The sequence below is a fragment of the Streptomyces sp. 184 genome (genome assembly GCF_045781775.1).
Lineage (GTDB): Bacteria > Actinomycetota > Actinomycetes > Streptomycetales > Streptomycetaceae > Streptomyces.
Map to the genome: position 1 here is coordinate 4,653,278 of NZ_CP123230.1, position 24,723 is coordinate 4,678,000.

Consider the following 24,723-nt stretch of genomic DNA (forward strand, 5'->3'; position numbering starts at 1 on the left):
GACCGTGTCTCAGCCAACTGTTACCGCATCTCTTCCGACAGAGTCGAACAAGCTCTACCGTAAACGCTCGTGTGACGCGTCCATGACCCAACACGTTCGAAGCACCCCCACCCAGAGGAGTGGATCCGATGCGGAAAGAGCCATCCGCACGAAGAGCCGCGAGGTCGTACGTGCGCGCGGTGATCGGCGCCGCCGGAGCGGTCGCCCTGTGCGCGGTCCTCACCGCGCCGGCCGTGGCGGCGCCCACGGGAGCCCGGGCGCAGAGCGCGACCGGCGCCGCGAAGCCGGCGGCGCAGCCGGACCTCCGGCTGCCCGACGGGCTGGCCAAGACCCCGCCCATGGGCTTCAACAACTGGAACTCCACGCACTGCCGGGCGGAGTTCGACCAGGACATGGTCAAGGGCATCGCCGACATCTTCGTCGAGCGCGGCCTGAAGGACGCCGGCTACGAGTACGTGAACCTCGACGACTGCTGGGCGCTGCCCGAGCGCGACGCGAACGGCAAGCTCGTCCCCGACCCCGTGCGCTTCCCCGACGGGATCAAGGCGGTGGCCGACTACGTCCACTCCAAGGGTCTGAAGATCGGCATCTACACCAGCGCCGGCACCAAGACCTGCAACTCGGCCGGCTTCCCCGGTGCCCTCGGGCACGAGGAGAGCGACGCGATGCAGTTCGCCGAGTGGGGCATCGACTACCTCAAGTACGACAACTGCAACAACCAGGGCGTCGATGCCGTCGAGCGCTACACCAAGATGCGCGACGCGCTGAAGGCCGCCTCCGAGACCACCGGCAGGCCCATCGTCTACAGCATCTGCGAGTGGGGCCAGAACAAGCCGTGGGAGTGGGCGGAGGACGTCGGCCACCTGTGGCGTACGACCGGTGACATCAGCGACAACTGGTCGAGCATGCTCGGCATCATGAAGCAGAACCTGCCGCTCGCCGAGTACGCGGGTCCGGGGCACTGGAACGACCCGGACATGCTGGAGGTCGGCAACGGCGGCATGACCGACACCGAGTACCGCACGCACTTCTCGATGTGGTCGATCATGGCGGCGCCGCTGCTCATCGGCTCCGACCTGCGCACCGCCGACGAGGCGACGTTCGAGATCCTGGAGAACAGGGACGTCATCGCCGTCGACCAGGACCCGCTGGGCAAGCAGGGCGCCGTGGTCACCTCCGAGGACGGCCGCTGGGTCGTCGCCAAGGAGATGGCCGACGGCAGCCGCGCGGTGGCGCTGTTCAACGAGTCGAACACGCCGCAGCGCATCTCCACCACCGCCGACGCCGTGGGCCTGCCGGCCGCGGACGGCTACCGGATGCGCGACCTGTGGCAGCACCAGGACTACAACACCGGCGGCGAGATCTCCGCGACCGTGCCCGCGCACGGCACCGTGCTCTACCGCCTCTGGCCCGGTGACGGCGCCGGGTCGTACCCGCCGGCCGCCGAGTTCGGCGCCGACGCCGCGCCGTACGTCGAGGCGGGCGGCGAGGCCGAGGTGACGACGACGTTCCGCAACACCGGCGTCACCCCGGCGAAGAACGTCACCGTCGGGCTCGACGCGCCCGCCGGCTGGCAGGTGGAGACCGGCTCGCCCACCACCGCGAAGAAGGTCGGGCCGGGCGGCACGCTGACCACCACGTGGCAGCTCACCGCCCCCGACGACGCCACGACCGGCCGGCAGGAGTTCCCACTGTCCGCGGGCTACGCCTCGCCGTCCGGCAAGGCCGTCTCGCTGACCTCGGCGGGCGCGGCGTACGTGGTCACGAGCCCGCCCGCGGGGACCACGTACGCGAGCGACTGGGAGTGGCTGGAGGCCGGCAACGGCTGGGGTCCGGTGGAACGGGACGCCAGCGTCGGCGAGCAGCAGGCGGGCGACGGCGGGCCGCTGACCATCGGCGGCGAGACGTTCGCGAAGGGCCTGGGCGTCCACGCCGCCAGCGACATCGGGTTCTACACCGGTGCGGAGTGCGAGACGTTCAGCGCCCGGGTCGGGCTGGACGACGAGTCCGGGAACAACGGCGCGGTGGCCTTCGAGGTCTGGGCGGACGGCGCCAAGGTCGCGGACTCCGGCGTGCTCACGCACGACAAGGCGGCGCAGCCGCTGTCCGCGGACATCGGCGACGCGCAGACCGTACGGCTGGTCGTCACCGACGGCGGCGACGGCGTGAACTACGACCACGCCGACTGGGCGGACGCGCAGTTCACCTGCTGACGCCCCATAGCGCACCGATGGAGTGGGCGGGTGCGCCGCCGCGCCTGACGCACGCGGCGCCGCACCCGCCCGCGGGGGGCACCGGCCCGGCAGCACCCGCTGCCGTACGCGCCGGGCCGCTGCCCCGCACCGCACCCGGCCGTCAGCCGGGTGCGGTGAACCGCCGCAGGCCCAGCTTCTGCGCCGCCGCCGCGGCGGCGCCGATCAGGCCCGCGTCCGTACCGAGATGCGCCGGGACCACCGCCACCTCCGCGGCGTACGACAGCGCGGCGTACGCCTTCAGGTGCTGCCGTACCGGCGCGAACAGCAGTTCCCCCGCCGCCGCCACGCCGCCGCCGATCACCGCCACCTCGATCTCGACCAGCGTCGCGGTGGCGGCGATCCCGGCGGCCAGCGCCTTGGCGGCCCGGTCGAAGGAGGCGAGCGCCACGGGGTCGCCCGCGCGGGCCGCCGCGGCGACACCTGCTGCGGTGTCGTCGCCGTCCGGGCCCGGGGTCCAGCCCTCGGCGAGGGCGCGGCGCGCGATGTTGGGCCCCGAGGCGATGCGCTCCACGCAGCCGCGCCCGCCGCATGGGCACGGGTCGCCGTCGAGGTCGACGCTGATGTGGCCGATGTGCCCGGAGTTGCCGGTGGGGCCGGGATACGGCCGGCCGTCGAGGACGAGCCCGCCGCCGACGCCGGTGGAGACGACCATGCACAGCGCGGCGGACCGGCCGCGGGCCGCACCCTGCCAGTGCTCGGCTGCGGCCATGGCGACGCCGTCGCCGACGAGCACGACCGGCAGTCCGCCGGTGGCCTCGCGCACGGCGGCCACGAGGCGGTAGTCGCGCCAGCCGGGGATGTTGACGGGGCTGACGGTGCCCACCGAGGCGTCCACGGGGCCGGCGCTGCCGATGCCCACGGCGCTCGCGCGGGCCCAGCCGGCGGGGTCGGCGGCGGCCAGCTCGCGCAGCGCGCCGGTCACGGCGGCCATGATCGTCTCGCCGTCCGCGGCGGCGGGCGTGGGCCGCTGGGCCCGGGCGAGCAGCCGGCCGCCGCCGTCGACCAGGGCCGCGGCGGTCTTCGTACCGCCGATGTCGAGCGCGGCGACCAGCTCGGTGGGCTGGGCGGCGACCATCGTGACGTCTCCTGGAGGGGCGGTCGGGCGGGCGGATGCGGTGCGCGGTCAGTCTGCCCCCATGGTGACAACGTTGTCTAGCCCTTATCATCTGGCGCGTGCCCGATCATCTCCCCGGCCCTCAGCGGCCCCGCTACGGCAGCCGTCCGACGATGAAGGACGTCGCCGCCCGCGCGGGCGTCGGCCTGAAGACCGTCTCGCGGGTGGTCAACGAAGAGCCCGGCGTCACGCAGGAGACCGAGCGGCGGGTCAGGGACGCCATCGACGCGCTCGGCTTCCGCCGCAACGACAGCGCCCGCATCCTGCGCAAAGGGCGCACCGCCACCGTCGGGCTGGTGCTGGAGGACCTGGCCGACCCGTTCTACGCGCCCCTCAGCGGGGCCGTCGAGGACATCGCCCGCGCGCACGGCTCGCTGCTCATCCACGGCTCCAGCGGCGAGGACCCCGCGCGCGAGGAGGAGTTGGTGCTCGCGCTGTGCGCGCGCCGCGTGGACGGTCTGGTCGTCGTGCCCGCGAGCACCGACCACCGCTATCTCGAACCGGAACTGGCCGCCGGCGTGGCCGCCGTCTTCGTCGACCGGCCGCCGGGGCGGATCAGCGCCGACACCGTGCTGTCCGACAACTACGGCGGCGCGCGCCGGGCCGTCGAGCACCTCGTCGGCCACGGGCACCGCCGTATCGGCTTCATCGGCGACCACCCCCGCATCCACACCGCCGCCGAACGGCTGCGCGGCTACCGGGCGGCGATGGCGGACGCCGGACTGCCGGTCGCCGGCACGTGGACGTCGCTGGGCAGCACGGAGCCGGCGCGGGTGGCGGCGGAGTGCGTACGGATGACCTCGGCACCGGACCCGGTGACGGCCCTGTTCACCGGCAACAACCGGGTCACCGTCACCGCCGTGCGGACGCTCACGGCCGGCGGGCGGACGGCGGCGCTCGTCGGCTTCGACGACTTCGAGATGGCCGACATGCTCTCGCCCGGGATCACCGTCGTCGCGCAGGACTCGGCGGAGCTGGGCCGGCGCGCGGCGGCCCGGCTCTTCGACCGGCTCGAGGGCGCGGCCGGCGACCCGGAGCGGCTGGTTCTGCCCACGCGGCTGATCGCGCGCGGCTCGGGCGAACTGCCGCCGGCGGGCTGACGCGGGGCGGTACGTCACAGGGGCGGTACGCCACACGGGAAGGCACGCGGCGGTGCGTCACCCGGGCCGCTCGCGGCGCGGAACTCCGCTCCGGCGCCCGGCACACATCCATCGGCACGGGCGCCCCCCTTTCCCCGGCGGCCTCTTCCGATCATCATGCGAAGTCAGTACGAGCACCCCGCCACGCGCACAGAAAGGCCGGATCCCCATGGCCTCCCGCGAGATCCCCTCCTCCCCCGCGGACGTCCTGCCCGCCGACGCGGACGCCGCCCTGCTGGTCGGCCGCCTGACCGACCCCGCCGACGGGAGCCCCAGCGTGGTCACCGTCCGCGGCGACGCCCTCGTCGACGTCACCGCCCTCGGGCCGACCGTCTCCGACCTGCTGGAGCACCCCGGCGCCGCCGCCCGCGTCCGCGCCGCCGCGGCCGGGCGCACCTGGCCGCTCGCCGAGGTGCTGGCCGCCACGGCCGCCGGGGACGCGGACCGGCCGCGGCTGCTGGCGCCGGTGGACCTCCAGGTCCTCAAGGCGGCCGGGGTGACGTTCGCGGACAGCATGATGGAGCGGGTCATCGAGGAGCGCGCCGGCGGCGTCGCCGCCGCGGCGGACGAGATCCGGGCACTGATCGGCGCCCGGCTCGGCACCCGGCTGGAGACGGTACGGGCCGGCAGCCCGGAGGCCGTCGAACTGCTGGCGTGGCTGCGCGAGCAGGGCCTGTGGTCGCAGTACCTGGAGGTCGGCCTCGGGCCGGACGCGGAGATCTTCACCAAGGGGCCGGTGCTGTCGGCCGTGGGGTACGGGGCGCGGATCGGCGTGGCCGAGGTCTCCGAATGGAACAACCCCGAGCCCGAGTTGGTCCTCGTCGTCGCCTCGGACGGCCGCATCGCGGGCGTGACCCTCGGCAACGACGTGAACCTCCGCGACGTGGAGGGCCGCAGCGCCCTGCTGCTGCCCCAGGCGAAGGACAACAACGCCTCCACCGCCCTCGGCCCGTTCGTCCGCCTCACCGACGACGCCTTCACCGTCGACTCCGTACGCGGGGCGACGATCGGCCTGGCGGTACACGGCGAGGACGGCTTCGCGCTGCGGGACTCCTCCGACATGGCGCGTATCAGCCGCCCGCTGGAGACCCTGGTCGCCCAGGCCGTGAACCGCCGCCACCAGTACCCCGACGGTGTCGTGCTCTTCACCGGCACGCTCTTTGCGCCCACCGCCGACCGGGGCGCCCCCGGCAGCGGCTTCACCCATCGCGAGGGCGATGTGGTGGAGATCTCCACCCCGCTCCTCGGCACCCTGCGCAACAAGGTCACCACCAGCGAGCAGGCGCCCCCGTGGGAGTCGGGCATACGCGCCCTCTACACCGGCCTCGCCCGCCGCGGCCTGCTCGGGGAGCCGGCGAACTGACCCCCGCGCACACCGCAGTCAACTGCCAAGCCTGCCGTGCGCGAACCGGCCGAACCGCAGGCCCGCCGAACCGCAGGCCCGCCGAACCGCTTCCCCCACACACCCGCCCCAGGGTAGGCCGCCCCTCCGACAAGCACGCGCCACCGGCAGCAGGGCCGGCCCCACGGACCTGCGGACGTACGGCCCCACGGGCCCACCGGCGTACGATCCTGCGGGCCTGCGGACGTACGACCCCACGGAAGTACGGGCCTACGGACCCGCCTCCCCGCCGGCCGGTCGCGCCCCGCCCTCACCCCCGCGGCAAACGCCCCGCCAGCGCGTCCAGTTCGGCGCGCCCCAGCCCCGTCCGCGCGGTGACCTCCGCCGTGTCCACCGCCCCGCAGTCCAGGCCCCGCAGCAGGTAGCCGCTGAGCGCCCGCGCCGTCGCGGGCTCGTCCAGCACGGCCCCGGCCCCGCCGCTCCCGACGCCTCCGCCGACCCTGCCGCCCCCGACACCCCCGCGCCCCGCGTACGCCGTCAGCCGGGCGCACGCCGCGTCGAGCCCTTCCCGGTAGAACGCGTACACCGCCGCGTACCGCGTCGGCAGGTGCCCCGGATGCATGTCCCACCCCTGGTAGTACCCGCGCGCCAACGACCGCCGCACCAGCCCGTAGTGCAGCCGCCAGGCCGCGTGCACCGCCGTCGTGTCCCCCACCGGCAGCACGTTCGTCGACCCGTCCGACAGCCGTACGCCCGTGCCCGCCGCGGCCACCTGCATCACGGCCTTCGCGTGGTCCGCCACCGGGTGGTCCATCGACTGGTACGCCGCGCTCACCCCGCACGCCGCGCTGTAGTCGAACGTCCCGTAGTGCAGCCCGGTCGCCCGCCCGCCGGCCCCGTCGATCATCCGCGCGACCGTGGCGCGGCCGTCCGCGCCGAGAACCGCCTGCGTCGTCTCGATCTGGATCTCGAAGCCGAGCCGCCCGGCGGTCAGGCCGTGCGCCCTCTCGAACTCCCCCAGCAGCGCGGCCATCGCGCTCACCTGCTCCGGGTACGTGACCTTCGGCAGCGTCAGCACCAGCCCGTCCGGCAGCGCGCCGCCACCCGCCCGCAGCAGCGCGGTGAGGAAGAGGTCGAGCGTGCGGATGCCGCGGTCGCGGACGGCGGCCTCCAGGCACTTGGCGCGGATGCCGACGTACGGCGGCGCGCTCGGGCCGGCGACGGCGTCCGCGACCAGCCGGGCGGCGGCCACGGCCGCGGCGTCCTCCTCGTCGTCGGGGCGCGGGCCGTAGCCGTCCTCGAAGTCGACGCGCAGGTCCTCGACCGGCTCGCGCGCGAGCTTGGCGCGCACCCGGTCGTACACCTCCGCCGCCGCGTCGGGCAGCCCGAGCGCGGCGGCCAGCGCACCGGCGTCGGGCGCGTGCGCGTCGAGCGCGTCGAGTGCCTGCCGGCCCCAGTCCCGTACGGTACGGGCGCCGAAGGCGTCGGCGGGGACGTAGACGGTGTGCACGGGCTGGCGGGTGCCGGGGTCGCCGGGGTAGCGGCGGGCCAGTTCGGCGTCGACGGGGGCGAGGGCGGCGGCGATCCGGGCCCGCACGGGGGCGCCGATCGACGTCGCGGCCGGGTCGTCCTGCGCCACCATGCACCCTCCCGATGTTCAACAAAACGTTGAAGTGAACGTATCCGGGCGTCCCCGGCACGTCAACGACGGGGCAGCAGGTCACGCACGGCGAGGTTCCGGCAGCCCGCGCGGGGCCTCGTGCCGCGTGCACAGCCACAGCAGGAACCCCAGGCCGCTGAACGCCGCCCCCAGCGCGCACACGGCGCCCCACCCGGCCGCCGCGTAGAGGGAGGTGGCGGCGATGGCGCCGGTGGCGCTGCCGGTCGAGTAGAAGACCATGTAACCGCCGATGAGGCGGCTGCCCGCGTCGGGGTGCAGCGCGTAGATCAGGGTCTGGTTGGTGACGTGGACCGCCTGCACGGCGAGGTCGAGAAGGATCACTCCCGCGACCAGCGCCCAGAGCGACTCGCGGGTGAAGGCCAGCGGCAGCCAGGAGGCGGCGAGCAGCGCCAGGGCCGTGCCCGTGGTCCGCCGGGAGAGCCCGCGGTCGTTCAGCCGCCCCGCCGCGGACGCGGCCAGCGCACCCACGACACCGATCAGCCCCAGCATCCCGATCGCGCTGGGCGACAGGTCGTACGGGGCCGCGCTGAGCGGCAGCGCGACGCTGCTCCACAGCGTGCTGAACGCGGCGAAGACCAGGAGGGCGAGCAACGCCCGGACCCTCAGCAGCCGTTCCCGTGCGAACAGGGTGACCGTGGAGCGCAGCAGTTGCCCGTAGCGCAGGGTCGCCGGCGGCGCGCCGCCGTGCCGCGGCAGCACGCGGTGCAGGACCAGGGCGAGGAGGGCGGTGAGCGACGCCGAGGCGAGGTAGACGGAGCGCCAGCCAGCGAGGTCGGCCAGGACGCCCGACGCGGTGCGGGCGAGGAGGATGCCGATGACCACGCCGCCCGTGACCAGCCCCACGACCCGGCCGCGCTCGGCGGGAGCGGCCAGCGACGCGGCGAAGGCCACCAGCGTCTGCGTGACGACCGCCAGCAGCCCCATCGCGGCCATGCCCGCGAGCAGCACCGCGGCCGTGGGAGCGGCGGCCACCACGGCCAGCGCCACCACCAGCAGCAGCATCTGGGCCACGACGAGCCGCCTGCGGTCGGCCGTGTCGCCCAACGGCACCAGGAGGAAGAGTCCCAGCCCGTATCCGACGTGGGTGAGGGTGACGATGCCGCCGACGAGTGCCGGGCTCATCGCGAGGTCGTCGCCCATGGCCACCAGGAGCGGCTGGGCGAAGTAGACGTTGGCGACCGCGGTCCCGCAGGCGACGGCGAAGAGCATGACGACGCCGCGGGGCAGGACGTACGCGGAGACCTCCCCGCTCCGGACGCCGGCCCGTTCCGTCGCTACCTCACCGCTGCCGGGCATGAGCATTCCCCTCCAGTCTGGTTTCATCTTGCTACCAGCGATGACGGTAAGCCTTTTTGGTAGCATGTTGCAACCGCCTTACGGAAGGAACGCCATGGTGGCCAGGACGCGCTTCGACGGCAGCGAATGCCCCGTCGCCCGGTCGGTCGACGCGATCGGCGACTGGTGGTCGCTGCTGATCGTGCGGGACGCCTTCGACGGGAGCCGGCGCTTCGGGGAGTTCCAGCGCAGCCTGGGCGTGGCGAAGAACATCCTCACCGCACGGCTGCGCACCCTGGTCGACGGCGGCGTCCTCGACTCCGTCCCCGCCTCGGACGGCAGCGCCTACCGCGAGTACGTACTGACGCCGAAGGGCGAGGCGCTCTTCCCCGTCATCGTGGCGCTGCGGCAGTGGGGCGAGCAGAACTTCTTCGCCCCCGGCGAACCGCACTCGGAGCTGGTCGACCGGCGGGAGGGGCGGCGCCTGCGCGGTCTGGAGGTGCTGGCGGCCGACGGGCGGCGGCTGGGCCCGGACGACACCGCCGTCCACAAGGTCTCCACGGAGTGATCCGGGTGTGACGTCCCCGGGCTCAGGACCAGGCGCCGGCGAGCCAGGCGGCCCACAGCGCGACCGGCACCGCGAACGTCAGCAGGCGCAGGGCGCTGTCCGCCGCCGCGGCGGCGGCGCGATGCGGCGGCCAGGGCAGGGCGCGTACGCCGGGATCCGTCCCCGGCAGCGGTGTCCCGGCGGCAGCCGCGGCCGTGGCCGCAAGCGAGGCAGCGCCGCGCCCGGCCGGAGTCAGCGCGTCCGGTACGCCACCGGGGCCGCCCGCGCCCTCCACGCCGCCCGCGCCGCCCGCCGGCGGCACCTCGGCGCCCAACTCCCCCGCCACCTCGGCGAGCAGCTTCCACCGCCGGGCGCCGGTGCCCCGCTCCGGCCTCCCGCCCGGCCGGTCCGCGCCCGCGCCTCCGCCCGCGGCACCGGGGGCATCCGCCCGTAGCGCGAACGCCGACCGCTCGTCGTACACGACGTACAGCACCCCGCCGTCGCGCTCCGGCCCCGACGCGACCGCCGCCAGCGCCGCCGGATCCCGGTCCGCCGACCGCAGCAGCGCCTCCGCCCCGCGCAGCGCGCCCGCCGCCTCCGCCCCGCCGAGGACCCGGCCGCCGTCCGCGACCGTCGTACGCACCGCCGCCCCCGCCGTACCGGCGGGCACCACCAGCGACGCCGCACCCGGCTCGGTGACCACCCAACTGCCGCCCCGCGGCCGGACGCCGCGCCGGCGCAGCAGGTACCCCGCCGCGCTCGCCGCCCCCACGACCGCCGCCGCCCCGAGCAGCCACGGCACCGGCACGTCCCCGGTGATCCGCAGCAGCACCAGCAGCGCGTACGCGACCGTGAACCGCGGCCAGGTGCCCGGCACGCCGCCGTACGGCGGGCTCCACTCCCGGGCGCCCGGCGGCAGCCAGGCGTACGGGCCCGCGCTCCCGCTCCCGCTCATGCGCCGCATCCTCCCACGCGCTGCGCGGCACCGACCACGGCACCGCAAGGGCACGTCCGCGGCACGAGAAGGGCCCGCGGCACCGCACACACGGCGCCACGGGCCCTTCCGGACGGCAGCGGTCCGGCGGTCGGGGCGGCCCCGCGGGCCGCCCCGCGCCGGTCAGCCCTTGCGGGCCTTGACCTCCTCGGTGAGCTGCGGGACGACCGCGAAGAGGTCGCCCACCACGCCGTAGTCCACGAGGTCGAAGATCGGCGCCTCGTTGTCCTTGTTCACGGCGACGATCGTCTTCGACGTCTGCATGCCCGCCCGGTGCTGGATGGCGCCGGAGATGCCGGCCGCGATGTAGAGCTGCGGCGAGACCGTCTTGCCGGTCTGGCCGACCTGGTGCGAGTGCGGGTACCAGCCGGCGTCCACGGCCGCGCGGGAGGCGCCCACGGCCGCGCCGAGGGAGTCGGCCAGCGCCTCGATGAGGCCGAAGTTCTCGGCGCCGTTGACGCCGCGGCCGCCGGAGACGACGATCGCCGCCTCGGTCAGCTCGGGGCGGCCCGTCGACTCGCGCGGGGTCCGCCCCACGATCTTCGTACCGACCGCGGACTCGCCGAAGCCGACCGTCAACTGCTCCACGGCGCTCTCGACCGGGGCGGCCTCGGGGGCGGCGGAGTTGGGCTTGACGGTGATGACCGGGGTGCCGCGCGAGACGCGCGACCTGGTGGTGAACGCGGCGGCGAACACGGCCTGGGTGGTGACCGGGCCTCCCCCAGAGGCTTCGCCCTGGGCGGTGCCCCCATCGCCGGCCTCGACGTCCACGGCGTCGGTGATGATGCCGGAGCCGATGCGCACCGCGAGGCGGGCGCCGATCTCCTTGCCCTCCACCGACGACGGCAGCAGCACGGCGGCCGGCTGCACGGCGTCGTACGCGGCCTTCAGCGCGTCGACCTTCGGTACGACGAGGTAGTCGGCGAACTCGGAGGCGTCGGAGGTCAGCACGCGCACCGCGCCGTGCTCCGCGAGCACGGGCGCCGCGGCGTCGACGCCGGGGCCCAGGTGGACGGCGACCGGGTCGCCGATGCGGCGGGCGAGGGTCAGCAGTTCCAGCGTCGGCTTGCGCACGGCGCCGTCGACGTGGTCGACGTAGACGAGGACTTCAGTCATGGATCTCGTTCTCCTGCGGTACGAGGGCGGAAGGCGGAACGGCGAAGGGGAGGCGGGGGCTCAGATGAACTTCTGGCCCGCGAGGAACTCGGCGAGCTGCCTGCCGCCCTCGCCCTCGTCCTTGACGATCGTGCCGGCGGTGCGCGGCGGGCGCTTCGTGGCGTCCTCGACCTTCGTCCACGCGCCCGCCAGGCCGACCTCTTCTGCGTCGATGCCCAGGTCGTCCAGGTCCAGGGTCTCCACCGGCTTCTTCTTCGCCGCCATGATGCCCTTGAACGAGGGGTAACGGGCCTCGCCCGACTGGTCGGTCACGGACACCACGGCCGGCAGCGCCGCCTCCAACTGCTCGCTGGCGGCGTCGCCGTCGCGGCGGCCGGTGACCTTGCCGTCGGCCACGGCGACGCTGGAGAGCTGGGTCACCTGGGGCACGCCCAGGCGCTCGGCGAGGATCGCCGGCAGCACGCCCATGGTGCCGTCGGTCGAGGCCATGCCGCAGACGACGAGGTCGTAGCCGACGTGCTCGACGGCCTTGGCCAGCACCAGCGAGGTGCCCATCACGTCGGTGCCGTGCAGGTCGTCGTCCTCGACGTGCACGGCCTTGTCGGCACCCATGGACAGGCCCTTGCGCAGCGCGTCGCGCGCGTCCTCGGGGCCCACGGTCAGCACGGTGATCTCCGCGTCGTCCGCGGCCTCGGAGATCTGGAGGGCCTGTTCGACCGCGTACTCGTCCAGCTCCGACAACAGGCCGTCCACGGCCTCGCGGTCGGTGGTCAGGTCATCGGAGAAGTGCCGGTCGCCGGTGGCGTCGGGCACGTACTTCACACAGACAACGATCCTCAAGCTCACGCCGGCTCTCCTACCGCTTCGTATCGAGACACTGCCGTGCTGGCAGCATAGGCGTCATCGACGGCTGCCACCGGGCGGATCCGGTGGTCGCCGTCCAGTTTATTACTCGCCAGTACACCCTTGTGTGCACCCCTCGTTCAAGGCCGCTCGGCTGTGACATTTCCTACGCGACCTCCGCCCCTCCGCGCCCGGCCGGCTCGCCCGGCACCGCGGCGCCCAGCGCGGCGATCACGTCCGCCTTGCGCGGCAGGCCCGTGGCGCGGCGGACCACCCGGCCGTCCGCGTCCAGCACCAGCACGGTCGGCGTCCGCTCCACCTTCAGCCTGCGGACGAGGCCGAGGTGGCTCTCGGCGTCCACGTCCACGTACGTCACGCCCGCGACCATGCCCGCGACGTCCGCGAGGATCCGCCGCGTCGCCGTGCAGGGGCGGCAGAAGGCGCTGGAGAACTGGACGAGGGTCGCCCGCTCCCCCAGCCCCGCCGCATCCGGAGCCGCCGCGTCCAGGTCCGCCGCCGTCAGCAGCTCCCCCGCCCGCTCCGCCGCCGGTCGCTCCGCCGTGCCGTCCGCCATGCCCTCCAGGATGCAGCACCGCCGCGCGGGCGATGACAAGATCCCGTCACGCCGAAGGGGTGGGTCTGGCGCCGGGCGCGCCCGTCGTGCACGATGCGGGGACCAGATACCTACGCACGCGTAACTTCCGCCGGGAGCTCCTGACCCTCCGGGCCGGAGAAGGGACCAGCCCGGCATGGCAGACCTCGTCTACCCGCCCGTCGTCCGCCTGTGCACGACCGCCTTCAAGGCGATGGACCTGCGCATAGACCTGAAGGGCCAGGAGCATGTGCCGCGCCGCGGCGGCGCGGTCCTGGTGAGCAACCACATCAGCTATCTGGACTTCGTCTTCTGCGGCTACGCGACCCTTCCGGCGAAGCGGCTCGTGCGCTTCATGGCCAAGGAGTCGGTCTTCCGCAACCGCCTCTCCGGCCCGCTGATGCGCGCGATGAAGCACATTCCGGTCGACCGCGCGCAGGGGGCGCAGGCGTTTTCGCACGCGCTGCGGGCGCTGCGCTCGGGAGAGGTCGTCGGGGTCTTCCCGGAGGCGACGATCTCGCAGTCGTTCACGCTGAAGTCGTTCAAGTCGGGCGCCGCACGGCTGGCGCAGCAGGCGGGGGTGCCGCTGCTGCCGATGGCGGTGTGGGGGACGCAGCGGATATGGACCAAGGGCCGGCCGCGCGACTTCGGGCGGAACCACCTGCCGGTCACGATGCGCCTGGGCGCGCCGGTGCCGACCGGGGACGGGATCGCGAAGGCGCCGGCCGAGGGCGCGCAGGAGGACGCGGAGAAGCTGACGGAGCGGCTCAAGGTGCGGATACAGGAGCTGCTGGAGGCGGCGCAGGGCGCGTACCCCGACCGCCCGCGCGGGCCGGAGGACGACTGGTGGCAGCCCGCCCACCTGGGCGGCGGCGCACCGGCCCCGGGCGTCTGAGCCGCGGGCGGGGCCCGGTCCGTACGCGAATCCGGCCCCGCGCATCGAGCGGTCGCACCCTCACCCTCGGTCTCGGCTTCAGGTCGGGGGTGAGGCCCAGGGTCGACGGTGCGGCTCAGGCCGGGTCGCGGATCTCGATCTCCGCGCCGGGCGAGCATTTCTGGAGCGCCTCGGCCAACTCCTGCGCCGCCGCGGTCAGTTCCCCGTACGTCATGGGCTCCTGCCGCTCCAGCAGGAACAGCGCGTTCGTGGACTCCTCGGTGAGCCGGGTGCGCACGCCCTGGCGCCAGTTCCAGCGGCGGCAGGTCGCGCCCGTGCCGTCGCGCCAGACGACCTCGCCCGGCTCGGGGTGCTCCTCGTCGAAGCGCTCCTCGCCGGTGGCGCGGACGAGCCGCATGTCGCCGTCGATGCGGTCGGTGTCCTCGCCGCCGACGGGGACGAGGTGGGCGACGCTGACGGCGTTGTAGATGTCGACAAGCCGGTTGATGCGCGGCAGGCCGGCGTCGGCGAGGGCGCGGCGGGCGAGCGCCTCGGCGGAGTTGCGGAACTTGGACGGCTTGGCGCCGAAGGCGGCGTACGCGGCCCGCCACGCCTGCATGTGCGGGTGCTGCTGCGGCGGGGTGTCGCCGAGGCGCTCGGCGAGCCGGCGGGCGGCGTCGTCGAGGAGCGCGGCGCCGGCGGCGTCGCTGGGGCCGCCGACGAGGCCGCGGGCGACGACGGTGACGTGGGCGAAGCCGGGGGCGAGGGCGCGTACGTCGTCGGCGACGTGGGTGCGGAGGGTCATGCGGTCCTTCTGCGGGTCGGGCGTGCGGGCCTGCGGCGCGTCACAGTGCGGTGGGCAGGATGCGGTCCAGGTGGCGGCGGTCGGCGGCCGTGCGGAGCGCTTCGAGGGTAGCCGGGTGGGGCGCCGCGCGGACCAGGGGGTCGTCGTACTCGCCGGCGGCCGGGTCGGGGACGAAGGCCAGTTGCTCTCGGTCGAGGCGGAACCGCGCGTCCACGCCCGGCTTGTTGCCGCGGGGGTCCTGGCGGAGCCAGTCGCGCCCGGGCAGCCGTAGCGCGACCAGGCCGTGCAGCACGCCGAGGTGCTGGTAGCAGAAGCCGGCGGGTATCCCCTGGGCGCGCAGCAGGGCGACGAGGGCGTGGGCCTTGGCGTAGCAGATGCCGGTGCGGGCCTTCAGCACGTCCGAGGCGCGGCAGGTGACGCGCAGGTCCCCGGCGTCGTTGGAGTGCGGGATCGAGTCGCGTACGAACTCGTAGGCGCCCTTGGCGTACGCCTCCGGCTCCTCCGCGACCTCGCGCAGCCGGAACGCGGTCTCGACCACGAGCGGGTGGTCGTGGTCGACGACCGCGTCGGCGGCGAGGTATGCGGACAGCTCGGGCCGCTCCTGCTGGAGTTCCATGCAGGGGAGCGTATAGGCATGCGGCGGCTACGTCCTCCGCATTTCCTCCGCGACGGCGGCGACGAAGGTGTCGACGTCCTCCTCCGTGGTGTCGAAGGAGCACATCCAGCGCACCACGCCGTCCGCCTCGTCCCAGAAGTAGAAGCGGAAGTCCTTCTGGAGCGCCAGGGACACGTCGTGCGGCAGCCGCGCGAAGACGCCGTTGGCCTGCACGGGGTGCAGCACGTCCACGCCGTCGACGTTCCGTACGCCGTCGGCGAGGCGGCGGGCCATCGCGTTGGCGTGGCGGGCGTTGCGCAGCCACAGGTCCTTGGCGAGCAGCGCCTCGAACTGGGCCGAGACGAAGCGCATCTTGGAGGCCAGTTGCATCGAGAGCTTGCGCAGGTGCTTCATCGCGCGGACGGCGTCCGGGTCGAGCACGACGACGGCCTCGCCGAGGAGCATGCCGTTCTTCGTACCGCCGAAGGAGAGGATGTCGACGCCGACGACGTTGGTGAACGCGCGCATCGGCACGTCCAGCGCCGCCGCCGCGTTGGCTATCCGGGCGCCGTCGAGGTGGACGCGCATGCCGCGGTGGTGCGCGTGCTCGCAGATGGCGCGGATCTCGTCCGGGGTGTAGACCGTGCCGTACTCGGTGGCCTGGGTGATCGAGACGACCTGCGGCATGGCGCGGTGCTCGTCGTCCCAGCCGCGCGCCTCGCGGTCGATCAGCTCGGGCGTGAGCTTGCCGTCCGGCGTCGGTACGGTCAGCAGCTTCAGCCCGCCGACGCGCTCGGGGGCGCCGCACTCGTCGACGTGGATGTGCGCGGTGTCCGCGCAGATCACCGCGCCCCAGCGGTCGGTGACGGCCTGGAGCGCGACGACGTTGGCCCCGGTGCCGTTGAAGACCGGGTAGACCTCGGCGTCCATGCCGAAGTGGCCGCGGAAGACGTGCTGGAGGTGGTCGGTGTAGTCGTCCTCGCCGTAGCTGACCTGGTGGCCGCCGTTGGCGAGGGCGAGCGCGGCGAGGATCTCCGGGTGCGCGCCGGCGTAGTTGTCGCTGGCGAAGCCGCGCGCCGCCGGGTCGTGGCGGCGCTTGGCATCGGTGCGCCGCGGGTGGCCCCCGGCCGGCGTGGTCGTCGCGGTCACGGCTGGGGGGTGAGCCACAGGCGGGTCCCGTTCAGTTCCTGCGCGGGCCTGTCCCAGACCTCCGCGATGTTTCCGGCAAGGTCGTCGACGTCGGTGAAGCCCGCGAACTTCGCGTCCGGCTTCGCCTCCCGCATCGCGTCGTTCACCAGCGCCTTCACCACGAGGATCACGGCCGCCGCGGCGGGGCGGTCCAGCCCTTCGGCCTTGCCGGCCTTGCGGAAGCCGTCGGCCAGGGCCAGCGTCCACGCCTCGGCGCCGGCCTTGGCGGCGGCGTACGCGGCGTTCCCTGCGGTGGGCCGGCTGGCCCCCGCGGCGCTGACCAGGACGTAGCGCCCGCGGTCGCTGCGCCGCAGCGCCTCGTCGAAGGCGAGGGAGGTGTGCTGGACGGTGCGCAGGAGCAGGTCGTGCAGCACGGTCCAGTCGTCCAGGTCGGTGTCGGCGAAGGACCGCGAGCCGCGCCAGCCGCCGACGAGGTGGACCAGGCCGTCGATGCGCCCGTAGTCCTTCTCGATGCGCTCGGCCCAGGCCCGTGCCGCGGCCGGGTCGAGCAGGTCGACGGTGTCGCCGGTGACCGGCGCGCCGCCGCCCGTCTCGCGGGCCGCGGCGACGGCCTCGGCCAGGCGCTCGGCGTCCGCGTCGCAGCCGACGACGGTGGCGCCGGCCCGCGCGAGGCGGCACAGTGCCGCCCGGCCCGCCGGGCCGCCCGCGCCCGCCACGGCCACGACGGCTCCGTCCAGCGGGCCGCCGCCTCCGTTCCTGCCGTTTGCCCCGGGGCTCATGACGATCTCCTCCTCGGCTGCCCTACCGACGGCGGGGTCCGTCACGCGGCCTCCGCCAGTTCGGCGCTCTCGGCCGTGATGCCCCGCGTCGACTCGATCACCTTGCGCAGCTTCTTGGCAAGGGCCTCATAGAACATGCTGAGGGGAAACTCGTCGGGCAGCACGTCGTCCACGAGCTTCCGCGGCGGCTTGTCCAGGTCGAGGGCGTCGGGGCCCTTGGCCCAGGTGGAGCCGGGGTGCGGGGCGAGGTAGGCGGAGACCAGCTCGTACGCCTTGAACCAGTGGACCAGCTTGGGGCGGTCGATGCCCTCGCGGTACAGCGTCTCGATCTCGTTGCGCAGCCGGCCGGTGACCTCGCGGGCCCGGTCCCAGTCGACGGAGAGCCGGTTGTCGGTCCAGCGCAGCGCGTCGTGCCTGTGGAGGTAGGCGAAGAGGAGCTGGCCGCCGAGGCCGTCGTAGTTGCGGTTGCGCTCACCGGTGACGGGGAAGCGGAACAGCCGGTCCATCAGCACCGTGTACTGCACGTCGCGGCCCTGCGGGAAGCCGTCGGCGGCGAGCTTGCCGGCCTCGTGGAAGGCGGTGAGGTCGCAGCGCAGCTCCTCTATGCCGTACATCCAGAACGGCTGCCGCTGCTTGATCATGAACGGGTCGAACGGCAGGTCGCCGTGGCTGTGCGTGCGGTCGTGGACCATGTCCCACAGCACGAAGGTCTGCTGGGCGCGCTCCTGGTCGGTGAGCAGGCCGCGGGCCTCCTCGGGCAGCTCCAGGCCGGTGGCCTCGACGGCGGCGGCGCTGACGCGGCGGAAGCGGGCGGCCTCGCGGTCGCAGAAGATGGCGCCCCAGGTGAAGCGCGGGGGGACCTCGCGCATGGCGATGGTCTCGGGGAAGAGCACGGCGGAGTTCGTGTCGTAGCCGGAGGTGAAGTCCTCGAAGGTGATGCCGAGGAACATCGGGTTGTCGTAGCGGGTGCGCTCCAGCTCGGCGAGCCAGCCGGGCCAGACGACGCGGATGACGACGGCCTCGACGTTGCGGTCCGGGTTGCCGTTCTGGGTGTACATGGGGAAGACGACGAGGTGCTGGAGCCCGTCGGCGCGGTGGTCCGCGGGGTGGAAGGCGAGCACCGAGTCCAGGAAGTCCGGTACGCCGAAGCCGCCGGCGGCCCACCGGCGCAGGTCGGCGACGACGGCGTCGTGGTAGGCGGCGTCGTGCGGCACCAGCGGGGACAGCTCGCGGATGGCGGCGGCGACCCGCTCGACGGCGTCCTCGGCGGCGGGGCGCGCCGGAGCGCCCTCGGCGTCGAAGTCGACGGAGCCGTCCTTCGCCTGCCAGGGGCGGATTTCCTCGACGGCGGCCTTCAGCCGCGCCCAGGCGGGGTGCTCGACTACGCGCGGGGCGTCCGCGGCGGACAGAACGTCACCTTCCGCGGTTGCGGAAGCAAGAATTTCCGTCATGGACCACTCCTACGTCAAGAACTTCCTGTCACACCACCGTATCCCTGGAGGCGGGTCCCCCTCAAGCGGGCCTCCGGGAAACCTTGCGTGACTGGCGGGCATGGAACGTAAATCTTCCGGCGAAGCAAGGTTTAACCCCTGGCCCTTCCCGTCATTCCCGACGTACGGGGGTGGGAGCGCCCCCGCGCGCGCAGGCACCCACGTCCGGGTGAGACCGCCCGCGGCTTTGCGCCGACCCGCCGCGAGGACGCCGCACGACCGGTGTCGATCTCCCCGAATTGGCCTAGGCTTTGCGCCAGTCTGTGACGGACCGCCGACGGAGGGCGAGAGCGCAGTGTCATTTCTGACCATCGGTCATCGCGGGTTGATGGGCGTCGAGCCGGAGAACACCCTCCGCTCCTTTGTCCGCGCGGATCGCGAGGGCATGGACGCCATCGAGCTCGACCTGCACCTGAGCAAGGACGGCCATCTGGTCGTCATGCACGACCCCGACGTGGACCGCACGACGGACGGCCAGGGCCCCATCGCCGACTTCACGCTCGCCGAGCTGCGCGAGCTGGACGCCGGCGAGGGCGAGCGCATCCCGACCTTCGACGAGGTGGTCGAGGCGGTGAAGGGGCGGCTCCAGGTCGAGATCAAGGACGTCGCGGCGGCCCAGTCCCTCGCCGACGCCATGACCGCGCACGACCTCGTGGGCCGCGTCGAGGTGCTGTCGTTCCACGACGAGGCGCTGGCGGAGATGCGGCGGCTGCTGCCCGACGTGCCCCGGGTGCTGGTCGCCAGCCACTACGGGCTCGGGGTGGTCGACCGCGCCCGCGAGGTCGGCGCGGTGATGCTGTCGCTGAACATCCGCCGGCTGACACTGGAGCTGGCCGACCTCGCGCACGAGGCGGGGCTCAAGGTCATCGCCTGGACCGTCAACACCCCCGAGGAGCTGAAGCTCGCCCGCGGGCTCGGGCTCCAGGGCGTCGTGACGGACTTCCCCGGGATGAAGCACTCGGTGCGCTTCACCGCCTGAGCCACCACCGCGCGCTCCCCTGCGCCCGCTCCCTGCGCCCGTGCGCTCGCGTGCGGGCGCACGGGCGTGGGCAGCCTTCCACCGGAAGCGCCCTGCGCCCCGGGCCGGCGCCGGCCGGCCCCCGCATGCCTGGCGCAGGGCCGATGCCGTCGTCGTCCGAGGGGGCCCGCGGATGCACGGACCGCCGCTCGCCGCCCTGCTGCTGACCGCGCTGTGCGCGGCCGTCGGCGGGGTGTGCCTGCTACGGATGCGGGCCGTCGCCGCCGAGGAGCGGCGCGGCGCCGCCGGGGACGCGCTCATGGGGCTGGGGATGGCGGCGATGGCGCTGCCCGCGGGGCTGCCGGGGCCGGGGGCGTGGACGGCGGGCGCGTTCGCGGCGGTGTTCGGCGCCGCGTTCGTACGGGCCCTGCTGCCGCTGCGCACCGCGGGACACCACCTGCACCACGCGATCGGCGCGCTGGCGATGGTGTACATGGCGGTGGCCATGGGCGCGGCGGACGGCGGCGGGCACGGCGCCGCCGCCGGCCTGCCGCTCGTCACGGCGGGGCTGCTGGCGTACTTCGTGCTGTACGTGCTGTACGGCGGGCTGCGGCCGGTCGCCGCGGGGACCGGGGGCGGGCCCCGGGCGGGTGTTCCGGCACCGGTGGCGGGCCGGGCCGGTGCGGGCAGCGGCGGCGGCTGGGCGGTGCGCCCGGAGCTGGCCGGCGCGTGCCGGGTCTGCATGGGCGCCGGGATGGTCGCCATGCTCCTCGCCCTCTGACTCCCCGGTGTCGTCCGTCACTTCGGAGGCGCACACGTACCGGCCGGCGCCCCCGCTCCGTACGCTGATCACATGGTGATCCCGCTCACGCTGCTGGCCTTCGCCGCCCTCGTCGCCGCGGTCGCGCCCCGGCTGCTGACCCGCGCCGCATGGGCGGACCGCGAGCCGGTGCTCGCGCTGTGGGTGTGGCAGTGCGTGGTCGCCGCCGTGCTGCTGTGCTGCGGGCTCGCCATGTCGCTGAGCGCCGCCGTGGCCTGGGCGCAGGTGCACAGCGGGGTCTTCGCCCCGGCGCCGGCCGCGGTGCGGGACGCGTACGGCGACACCACCGGCGCCCCGTGGGCCGCGGCGCTGGCCCTGGCGCTGGCGGCCGGCGGGCTGTGGACGGCCGTGATGTTCGTACGCGAGGTCCGCACGGCCCGCGTGCAGCGCCGCCGGCGCCGCGAGGAACTGCGCCGCCGGGCGCCGCTGCTGCCCGGCGAGGAGTCCGGCGCCGAGCGTCTGGTGGTGCTGGAGGGCGAGCGGCCGGACGCCTGGTGGCTGCCCGGCGGGCAGGCCGCCCAGCTCATCATCACCACGGCCGCGCTGCGCCGGCTGAAGAAGCGCCAGCTCGACGCGGTGCTCGCGCACGAGATGGGGCACAGCCGGGCCCGCCACCACTGGCTCCAGCACTGCGCGGGCGCGCTCGCGGGCGTACCGCGCATGCCGGTCTTCCGGGCGTTTCGCGACGAGGTGCACCGGCTGTGCGAACTGGCCGCCGACGACGTCGCCTCGCGCCGCTTCGGGCGGATGACGTTCGCCACCGCCCTGGTCGAACTCAACGAGGACCGCGGCGTGTTCGGCCCCGGCCCCGGCCACCACGGCCACCACGCCCACCTCCCGCAGCGCGTCGACCGGTTGCTCGCGGCGGCGCCGCGGTTCACCCCGGCGCGCCGGCTGCGGCTGACCGTCGCCGCGCTGCTGGCGCCCGCCGTACCGCTGCTCGTCGCATTCGGTCCCGGTCTCAGCGCGCTCGCGTAGGGTCGGCCGCGTGACTGCCGCCGCGCCGCGCCACCCGTCCCCCGTCCTGCGCACCACCGCCGCCGCCCTCACGCTCGCAAGCGTCCTGCTCACCGTGCCGGTGGCCGCGGCCTGGCAGCCGCTGACGGACGCCGACGGCGACGTCGCCCGGGAGCTGCACTCCGCCGCCGTGTCCGAACCCGGCTGGACGAAGGCGAACCGGGTGCTGACCGACTGGATCTGGGACCCGGCGACGATGCGCCTGCTGATCCTGGCCGTGATCCTGTGGCTCCTGTGGCGCGGCGCACGGCTGCTGCCGCTGTGGCTGGCCGGCGCGGTGTCGGTGGGCTGGGTGCTCCAGTACGGCATGAAGGCGGCCGTCGGCCGCGACCGGCCGAAGTGGCAGGACCCGGTGGACTCCGCCTCGCACGCCGCCTTCCCCTCCGGGCACGCCATGACCGTCGCGCTGGTCTGCGGGCTGCTGCTGTGGCTGCTGAGCCGCGCGGACGGCGTGCCCGCGGGCCTGAAGTACGCCGCGTGGACGGCGGCGGCCGTATCGGTGGCGGGTGTGTGCTTCACCCGGGTGTGGCTCGGGGTGCACTGGTTGAGCGACGTGGTGGGCGGCACCCTGATGGGCGCCGCGGTCGCGGCGATCGCGGCGGTGGCGTACGGCGCGGTGGAACCGGCCGCGCGCGACGAGCGGGCGGAGGTCCGCGGATGAGCCCCGAGGCCGTGCTCTTCGACTTCTCCGGAACGCTGTGCCGCATCGAGCCCGCGGTGCGCTGGCTGCGCGCCGTGCTCGACGCCGCGGGCGTGGCCGCCGACGACGCCGAGTGCGCGCGCCACGCCGCCGCGCTGGAGCGCGCGGGCGCGCTGCCGGGCGGCGGGTTCCCCGAGCACGTACCGGAGTTCCTTCAGGAGGCGTGGCGGACCCGGGACCGCAGCGCGGAGCTGCACCGGGCCGCGTACACGGGCCTGGCCCGGCTCGTCCCGCTGCCGTGGCCGGACGGGCTCTACGACGCGCTGTACGAGCGGCACATGACGCCGGCGGCCTGGCAGCCGTACCCCGACGCGCTGGACGTGCTGCGCGGGCTGCGGGCCCGGGACGTGCGGGTGGGGGTGGTCAGCAACATCGGCTGGGACCTGCGGCCGGTGTTCCGCGCGCACGGCCTCGACGCCTACGTGGACGCGTACACGCTGTCGTACGAGCACGGGGTGCAGAAGCCGGACGCGCGGCTGTTCCGGGCCGCGTGCGAGGCGCTGGGACGGGCGCCGCAGGACGTGCTGATGGTCGGCGACGACCGGCGCGCAGACGGCGGGGCCGCCGCGCTGGGGTGCGGCTACTTCCCGGTGGAGCACCTTCCGGCCGGGGAACGGCCGGACGGGCTGCGGCCGGTGCTCGGGCTCGTCGGCTGAGCCGGGGCGTACGCCCGCCGCCCGCGCGGGACTTCGCCGCGGGACGCCGGCTTCCGACGCGCGGCGTCAACTGCCGGCGGGCGGCATCTCGGCGGCGGGGTGGATGGCCAGCTTGAACTGGGCGTGGGTGATCCGTGCGCTCTTGCTGCCGTTGTGCCGGACGAGGAACGCCAGCGACGTGCGCGGCCGGACGAAGATCTCGTGGTGCTTGTGGCGGTACTCGCCGCCGGGGGTACCGGCGTAGTCCTCGGTGGCGGTGGCGTCGTAGCCGTCGGCCAGGTCCAGCGGGTCGCGGACGAACCGGTCCCGCACCTCGGTGTAGGCGCCCTTCTCCCAGTACACCATCGCCGTCAGCGACCCCCAGCCCTCCCGGCTCGGCCAGATCAGCCCGGAGCGGCGGTCGGGGTAGGACGAGCGTTTCCCGTCCGGCTGGGCGGCCTGGTGCATGCCGTGGGCGTCGAAGGACTCCTTCGCACCGTAGGGGAAGCGGACGATGTGGTACTCGCCGTCACCGGGTATGACCTGCGGTGCGCTGACGATGAGCGAGCAGACGTGGACAGCCATGCGACTCCCGTTCCGGCCGGGGAACTGCACGGAACAGTGGACTTTGCAAACCGCGGGTGTCAAGCGCCGGGGCCGGACTCCGCGAGGGTGACGGGGATACGGGAGCGGACGAACTCCCGCGCCAGCGCGGCCCGGCGCAGCCGCCAGTGCGGCGCGGTACGGGCCGGGTGCTCGGCGTAGCGCCGGTCGCGGATGTCGGCGACCAGGCGGGCGGGGGCCCCGCTCGCGGCGAGCACGTCGAGCGCCTCGCCCTTGGTGATCAGCCGGCCCTCGCGCAGGGTGACGCCGGCGCGGGCGACGGTGATCGGGCCGAGGTCGACCCAGACGTCGCGCAGCCACCGCCGCCTCGCGGCAGCCGCCGGCAGCCAGTACTCCGCGAGGTCCTTGCGGATGAACTCCGTCAACTCCGCGTCCGGCAGCGGCGGGAGCAGCCCGCCGGGCCCGGGGCCGTGCAGCACCAGCGCGCCGGTGTGCAGCTCCCGGCGGGTGACCGGGGTGACGGGACGGCTGTACAGCTCGGCGTGGGCCCAGGTGAGGTGGTCGAGGCCGGCGCCCGCGAGCCGGTCGGCGGCCATGTACGAGCAGTGCAGCTTGGCGGCGAGCGGCACCTCGCGGTGGAGCCTGCGGTGCAGGGCCTTCAGCCGTGCGCGGGCGGCCGGGTCGGCGCCGGCGTCCTCCCGGACGACGGCGATGAGGTCGAGGTCGCTGCGGTACGGGCGGTAGTCGCCGAGGGCGAGCGAGCCGTGGGCCCACAGCGCCTCCAGCGGCACGGCGTCGCGCAGGGCGGCGAGGAAGCGGTCGAGCAGCGGCCGGGCGGCGTCGGGTGCGGCGGCCACCTCAGGCGGCCAGCAGTTCGTCGAGTCCGGCGCGGGCCAGTTCCTCCAGCTCGTCGAGCGCGGCGCGGGCGCGGGCGGCCGTGCCGGGGTCGCGCTCGGGCAGACCGCTGGCGACGAACTCGTCCTCGTCGAGCCGGAGGAGGGTCTGCCGGTCGCCGGAGAGCCAGAGGTCCAGCTCCAGGTCGTGCACGGTGACCCGGTCCTCGTCGACGCGGGCGGGCCGGGCCACGTCGCAGTACCAGCCCTTGAGGCCGCCTTCGGCGTCGTGGATCTCCTTGACCGAATACCAGCGGTCGCGCCAGAAGTGCTCGGTCCACACGTCGCCCCGCTCGAAGCGCACATAGCCGGCGTCGCGCTCGCGCGGGCCGGCCCACGGGGCGCGTACGACGGCGTGGTTGCCGTCGTCGCGGACGACGACGGCCGGGTAGCTCAGGCCCGGCCGGAGCTGCTTGACCAGCGTGACCTCGACCTCGCGGCCCGGTGTCAGCATCCCGTTCCTCCCGTACGCGTCCCCCGGCACGGCGGCGGCGCCGAGCCGGCGCCGCAGGCAATTGGTGAGGCCCCGCGACGGGGGAGCGCGGG

The 24,723-nt window shown here is 74.7% G+C and carries 25 protein-coding genes; 10 read left to right on the top strand and 15 right to left on the bottom strand.

Annotated elements, in window-relative coordinates:
• The first annotated feature begins 128 nt into the window (after positions 1-128).
• Positions 129-2,213 carry an NPCBM/NEW2 domain-containing protein gene (locus QBL21_RS19520; protein ID WP_407563506.1) on the top strand — a complete coding sequence of 695 codons (2,085 nt, stop codon included), beginning with the start codon at positions 129-131 and terminating at the stop codon, positions 2,211-2,213.
• A gap of 142 nt (positions 2,214-2,355) precedes the next feature.
• Here the strand turns inward: QBL21_RS19520 and QBL21_RS19525 are convergent, their stop codons facing one another.
• A complete protein-coding gene (locus tag QBL21_RS19525) occupies positions 2,356-3,330 on the bottom strand; it encodes an ROK family protein (RefSeq protein ID WP_407563507.1) in 975 nt (324 codons plus the stop codon).
• A gap of 152 nt (positions 3,331-3,482) precedes the next feature.
• Between QBL21_RS19525 and QBL21_RS19530 the strand changes: the two genes are divergently transcribed.
• Together QBL21_RS19530 and QBL21_RS19535 are read left to right on the top strand one after the other, a co-directional pair.
• On the top strand, positions 3,483-4,469 hold the full coding sequence (locus QBL21_RS19530) for a LacI family DNA-binding transcriptional regulator (protein WP_407566478.1): 987 nt from the start codon (positions 3,483-3,485) through the stop codon (positions 4,467-4,469).
• A gap of 208 nt (positions 4,470-4,677) precedes the next feature.
• Complete coding sequence (locus QBL21_RS19535; protein WP_407563508.1) at positions 4,678-5,871, top strand: fumarylacetoacetate hydrolase family protein; 1,194 nt, start codon at positions 4,678-4,680, stop codon at positions 5,869-5,871.
• A gap of 289 nt (positions 5,872-6,160) precedes the next feature.
• Here the strand turns inward: QBL21_RS19535 and QBL21_RS19540 are convergent, their stop codons facing one another.
• Both QBL21_RS19540 and QBL21_RS19545 read right to left on the bottom strand, forming a co-directional pair.
• Complete coding sequence (locus QBL21_RS19540; protein WP_407563509.1) at positions 6,161-7,492, bottom strand: DUF6986 family protein; 1,332 nt, start codon at positions 7,490-7,492, stop codon at positions 6,161-6,163.
• A 78-nt stretch (positions 7,493-7,570) separates the two neighbouring features.
• Complete coding sequence (locus QBL21_RS19545; protein ID WP_407563510.1) at positions 7,571-8,827, bottom strand: MFS transporter; 1,257 nt, start codon at positions 8,825-8,827, stop codon at positions 7,571-7,573.
• Between the two features lie 94 nt (positions 8,828-8,921).
• On the opposite strand from QBL21_RS19545, the gene QBL21_RS19550 reads away from it, so the two are divergent.
• Positions 8,922-9,374: a winged helix-turn-helix transcriptional regulator gene (locus QBL21_RS19550; RefSeq protein ID WP_407563511.1), complete on the top strand. Its 453-nt coding sequence runs from the start codon at positions 8,922-8,924 to the stop codon at positions 9,372-9,374.
• Positions 9,375-9,396: 22 nt separating this feature from the next.
• On the opposite strand, the gene QBL21_RS19555 is transcribed toward QBL21_RS19550, so the two are convergent.
• The 4 genes from QBL21_RS19555 to QBL21_RS19570 form a co-directional block, all read right to left on the bottom strand.
• A complete protein-coding gene (locus tag QBL21_RS19555) occupies positions 9,397-10,308 on the bottom strand; it encodes a hypothetical protein (protein ID WP_407563512.1) in 912 nt (303 codons plus the stop codon).
• 162 nt (positions 10,309-10,470) lie between these two features.
• Positions 10,471-11,463, bottom strand: a complete 993-nt coding sequence (locus QBL21_RS19560) for an electron transfer flavoprotein subunit alpha/FixB family protein (RefSeq protein WP_407563513.1) — start codon at positions 11,461-11,463, stop codon at positions 10,471-10,473.
• Positions 11,464-11,523: 60 nt separating this feature from the next.
• Positions 11,524-12,309: an electron transfer flavoprotein subunit beta/FixA family protein gene (locus QBL21_RS19565; RefSeq protein WP_407563514.1), complete on the bottom strand. Its 786-nt coding sequence runs from the start codon at positions 12,307-12,309 to the stop codon at positions 11,524-11,526.
• A gap of 163 nt (positions 12,310-12,472) precedes the next feature.
• Positions 12,473-12,880 carry a thioredoxin family protein gene (locus tag QBL21_RS19570; RefSeq protein ID WP_407563515.1) on the bottom strand — a complete coding sequence of 136 codons (408 nt, stop codon included), beginning with the start codon at positions 12,878-12,880 and terminating at the stop codon, positions 12,473-12,475.
• A 175-nt stretch (positions 12,881-13,055) separates the two neighbouring features.
• On the opposite strand from QBL21_RS19570, the gene QBL21_RS19575 reads away from it, so the two are divergent.
• Positions 13,056-13,793, top strand: coding sequence for a lysophospholipid acyltransferase family protein (locus QBL21_RS19575; protein WP_407563516.1), 738 nt, complete (start codon positions 13,056-13,058; stop codon positions 13,791-13,793).
• Between the two features lie 115 nt (positions 13,794-13,908).
• On the opposite strand, the gene QBL21_RS19580 is transcribed toward QBL21_RS19575, so the two are convergent.
• Genes QBL21_RS19580 through QBL21_RS19600 form a run of 5 tightly spaced genes read right to left on the bottom strand, consistent with a single transcriptional unit; the run spans position 13,909 to position 18,551 of the window.
• Positions 13,909-14,577, bottom strand: a complete 669-nt coding sequence (locus QBL21_RS19580) for a B3/4 domain-containing protein (RefSeq protein ID WP_407563517.1) — start codon at positions 14,575-14,577, stop codon at positions 13,909-13,911.
• Positions 14,578-14,617: 40 nt separating this feature from the next.
• Positions 14,618-15,193 (bottom strand): transglutaminase family protein, encoded by a 576-nt coding sequence (locus QBL21_RS19585; RefSeq protein ID WP_407563518.1) that lies wholly within the window; start codon positions 15,191-15,193, stop codon positions 14,618-14,620.
• Between the two features lie 27 nt (positions 15,194-15,220).
• Positions 15,221-16,321, bottom strand: a complete 1,101-nt coding sequence (locus QBL21_RS19590) for a threonine aldolase family protein (RefSeq protein WP_407563519.1) — start codon at positions 16,319-16,321, stop codon at positions 15,221-15,223.
• Positions 16,318-17,100: an SDR family NAD(P)-dependent oxidoreductase gene (locus QBL21_RS19595; RefSeq protein ID WP_407563520.1), complete on the bottom strand. Its 783-nt coding sequence runs from the start codon at positions 17,098-17,100 to the stop codon at positions 16,318-16,320. The genes QBL21_RS19590 and QBL21_RS19595 overlap by 4 nt, the downstream gene beginning before the upstream one ends.
• Before the next feature lie 41 nt (positions 17,101-17,141).
• Positions 17,142-18,551: a DUF6421 family protein gene (locus QBL21_RS19600; protein ID WP_407563521.1), complete on the bottom strand. Its 1,410-nt coding sequence runs from the start codon at positions 18,549-18,551 to the stop codon at positions 17,142-17,144.
• Between the two features lie 334 nt (positions 18,552-18,885).
• Between QBL21_RS19600 and QBL21_RS19605 the strand changes: the two genes are divergently transcribed.
• From QBL21_RS19605 to QBL21_RS19625, 5 genes are all read left to right on the top strand, one after another.
• Positions 18,886-19,569 (top strand): glycerophosphodiester phosphodiesterase, encoded by a 684-nt coding sequence (locus QBL21_RS19605; protein WP_407563522.1) that lies wholly within the window; start codon positions 18,886-18,888, stop codon positions 19,567-19,569.
• A gap of 172 nt (positions 19,570-19,741) precedes the next feature.
• Positions 19,742-20,329, top strand: coding sequence for a DUF5134 domain-containing protein (locus QBL21_RS19610; RefSeq protein WP_407563523.1), 588 nt, complete (start codon positions 19,742-19,744; stop codon positions 20,327-20,329).
• A gap of 72 nt (positions 20,330-20,401) precedes the next feature.
• On the top strand, positions 20,402-21,346 hold the full coding sequence (locus QBL21_RS19615; RefSeq protein ID WP_407563524.1) for a M56 family metallopeptidase: 945 nt from the start codon (positions 20,402-20,404) through the stop codon (positions 21,344-21,346).
• 10 nt (positions 21,347-21,356) lie between these two features.
• Positions 21,357-22,046, top strand: coding sequence for a phosphatase PAP2 family protein (locus tag QBL21_RS19620; RefSeq protein ID WP_407563525.1), 690 nt, complete (start codon positions 21,357-21,359; stop codon positions 22,044-22,046).
• The gene (locus QBL21_RS19625) at positions 22,043-22,741 is read left to right on the top strand and encodes an HAD family hydrolase (protein WP_407563526.1); all 699 of its coding nucleotides are present in this window, start codon (positions 22,043-22,045) and stop codon (positions 22,739-22,741) included. Before QBL21_RS19620 ends, QBL21_RS19625 begins: the two co-directional genes overlap by 4 nt.
• 66 nt (positions 22,742-22,807) lie before the next feature.
• On the opposite strand, the gene QBL21_RS19630 is transcribed toward QBL21_RS19625, so the two are convergent.
• The 3 genes from QBL21_RS19630 to QBL21_RS19640 are packed head-to-tail and all read right to left on the bottom strand — an operon-like array spanning position 22,808 to position 24,631.
• Positions 22,808-23,305, bottom strand: a complete 498-nt coding sequence (locus QBL21_RS19630) for a hypothetical protein (RefSeq protein ID WP_407563527.1) — start codon at positions 23,303-23,305, stop codon at positions 22,808-22,810.
• 59 nt (positions 23,306-23,364) lie between these two features.
• Positions 23,365-24,141, bottom strand: coding sequence for a nucleotidyltransferase domain-containing protein (locus QBL21_RS19635; protein WP_407563528.1), 777 nt, complete (start codon positions 24,139-24,141; stop codon positions 23,365-23,367).
• A 1-nt stretch (position 24,142) separates the two neighbouring features.
• Positions 24,143-24,631 (bottom strand): DUF402 domain-containing protein, encoded by a 489-nt coding sequence (locus tag QBL21_RS19640; protein ID WP_407563529.1) that lies wholly within the window; start codon positions 24,629-24,631, stop codon positions 24,143-24,145.
• Between the last annotated feature and the right edge of the window lie 92 nt (positions 24,632-24,723).